Here is a 2363-nt window from a genome sequence, read left to right as displayed (position 1 = left end):
GGTTATCAATATGCGATAAAAATTCCGCAAAAACTTCCATGTTGTTCCCTCCTAAAATGAAAATTATGTCGTTCAGAGAAATTCCTCAAACCCATTCGTCGTTAGATTTCAATAAATAATATCAATAAAAAATTGATTTTACAGTATTTGCTAAAAAACCAAAAGGATCACTTTTTTGTTTTTGTTCATTTATAATTATTTGATTGAGTGTTACCTGCGTTCCAAAAAGGAGTTCGAATGAGCGCAATGTGAGGTAATATCTTGAAGTTTGATTAATTTATTTTCTCATCGAATATACTAATCATTTAATCCCTTTCCATTGAGAATTTGTTGCATATATTTTTCAACCCTTGACTGTCGAGTTTTGGATTGTTTAGGTTGAGAAAAATAAAGAATGTATGCTCTTTGCCGTCCCGGCGTCAATGCTTCAAAAGCAGTTTTCAAGGCAGGGATTTCATCGAATTTATTTTGAAGCTCTTCAGGAATTATGAATTCTGTATTCTTTTTAAAATTCACTTCCAAACCGGCTTTTTCAACTTCAATGGCTTCATAAATATAGGCTTTCAAGATGGTTTCCATCTCAACTATTTCTTGAACATTGGTGAACCGAATCTGGCGCGCCGCCTGTACATTCTCCGTTTGTTGGATCAGAATCCCATGGGCATCCAGTAACAAGGCACCTTTGTGAAACAGAAGCGCACAATATTCTTTAAATCCATGTATTAAAACTATGTTTTTTTTCTCAAACGTGTAACAAGGATGCATCCACTTAAATTCTTCGGTTAGCTCACAGTCAAGAACGATATTTCTCAACTTCTCATATTCTTCATTCCACTTTTTAGCTTTACTTAAAAATTCATCAACCTTTGGATTCATTCTACTATTTGTCATCAAGGAACACTCCTCTTCAATTTTTCGATCAGCTGACAGTCAAGATTATTCATTCTCAATTTCTCCAATTCTTTCTGTCACTTTTTGGCTTTATTTGAATATTCATCAACCTTGAATCATTTTCCATGACCCCTTGCAAGCTTGCTTGAATCGGTTAAGGCGGACCAAACCTTCTTGATTGATGTCGTGAACTGAAAATCAAAGGATAATGTTAAACTCATTCTTCATCCTCCTCTATTAGTTGGTTCAAGCACAACATATTCGTACTCCAGAACTTACTGTAGAAAGCCACCCAATCTTGAATTTCCCGCTTTTCAAGATAGCTAAGTGCTTGGAAACCGCCGTACGCCCCATTCTTACCCAGCCGCGTCTTCAACTGACGTGGTTTGTGATCAAGTTCGTGTATATGCGAAACGGTTTCAGGAGCTTCTCCTTCAGAAAGAACAATGTATCGGCAAGATGGAGTCGTTGGCCGAAAGGCTTGAAGAGTATGGCATATTACGTAGTATCCCGGCTATTGGAGCTAACACAGCTGTCAGAATGATAGCAGAAATTGGAGACATTCGGAGGTTTTACAACAACAGACAACTGAATGCCTATGCCGGGATTGATATTAGGCGGTACCAATCTGGAAAGTTTATAGCAAAAGACAAGATTAACAAACGCGGCAATAAGCACCTACGTAAAATAATGTATCTAAGCGTTCAGAACATGATTAAACAGCGACGATTTGGTGGAAATCACTTAGTTGAGTATTACGATAAATTAAAAAAGCAACCCTACAACAAATGTCATAAGGTTGCCTCCATCGCATGTGTAAACAAGTTATTGAAGACGATCTTCTTTCTTGTCACACATAATCAAAACTACGACTATAGGTTAGCTCCCTAGTACAGTCGTAGCAACAGTCTAACATATTCAAGCCTTGTGAAAAAACGAAAAGCCATACCAAATAATTAAACGGAATCACCCACTTCAAATAATATCCGAAGAGGTATGGAAAAAGTATCTAAGACACTTGACTAATCGTAAGAAAGAGCTGCATAGCAGCCCAAAGTTCTTTAACTATAGCACCCGTTAGTTAAACAAGGATAAAGGTTTAAGACAACAATCCCGTAGGTTAGTTGTCTTCTCATAATGGTTTAGTTCTCTTCTTTAAAAATGAGTTGCGCGACGCATTCTACGTGTGCAGAGTGTATGTGGCAACACAAGACAAAGATGCTGGTGGGCTTATGTAAGGATCGGTTCTAATAACCTAGAACCGACCCTTTTTTTAGAGATTCTCGTTAAGAATAAAGAGCACATTTTGCTATAGCTTAAATCAGTGCGATGCACGTGCTTTTTATCAAATACATGGCGGTCAAGATACTTCTGGAGGAACCATTTTTTATTTCCGCCAAAAAGTTGAACAGTCTGCCTTGTCCAAAATATTAAACTCGATCATTTTCTCAAGTAATGAGAAATCAACCGGA

At 37.3% G+C, this 2363-nt stretch carries 1 protein-coding gene and 4 pseudogenes; 1 reads left to right on the top strand and 4 read right to left on the bottom strand.

Annotated features, from left to right (window positions below; translation table 11 throughout):
* Window positions 1-297: 297 nt before the first annotated feature.
* From C8K15_RS19910 to C8K15_RS21080, 3 genes and pseudogenes are all read right to left on the bottom strand, one after another.
* Window positions 298-891, bottom strand: coding sequence for a YdeI/OmpD-associated family protein (locus C8K15_RS19910; RefSeq protein WP_108588120.1), 594 nt, complete (start codon window positions 889-891; stop codon window positions 298-300).
* Window positions 892-1022: 131 nt separating this feature from the next.
* A pseudogene (locus C8K15_RS21085) lies at window positions 1023-1112 on the bottom strand (SRPBCC family protein); the annotation flags it as partial.
* A pseudogene (locus C8K15_RS21080) lies at window positions 1109-1245 on the bottom strand (transcriptional regulator); the annotation flags it as partial. The pseudogenes C8K15_RS21085 and C8K15_RS21080, both read right to left, overlap by 4 nt.
* Between C8K15_RS21080 and C8K15_RS19895 the strand changes: the two are divergent.
* Window positions 1243-1782, top strand: a pseudogene (locus C8K15_RS19895) (transposase); the annotation flags it as partial. The pseudogenes C8K15_RS21080 and C8K15_RS19895 overlap by 3 nt on opposite strands.
* 496 nt (window positions 1783-2278) lie before the next feature.
* On the opposite strand, the pseudogene C8K15_RS19890 reads toward C8K15_RS19895, so the two are convergent.
* Window positions 2279-2363 (bottom strand): annotated as a pseudogene (locus C8K15_RS19890) (iron chaperone); the annotation flags it as partial.

The organism is Paenisporosarcina sp. OV554, assembly GCF_003058165.1.
In the GTDB taxonomy this organism is placed as follows: domain Bacteria; phylum Bacillota; class Bacilli; order Bacillales_A; family Planococcaceae; genus Paenisporosarcina.
The sequence above is the reverse complement of the archived record's forward strand: the minus strand, read 5'-3'. Positions and strand labels throughout refer to the sequence as shown.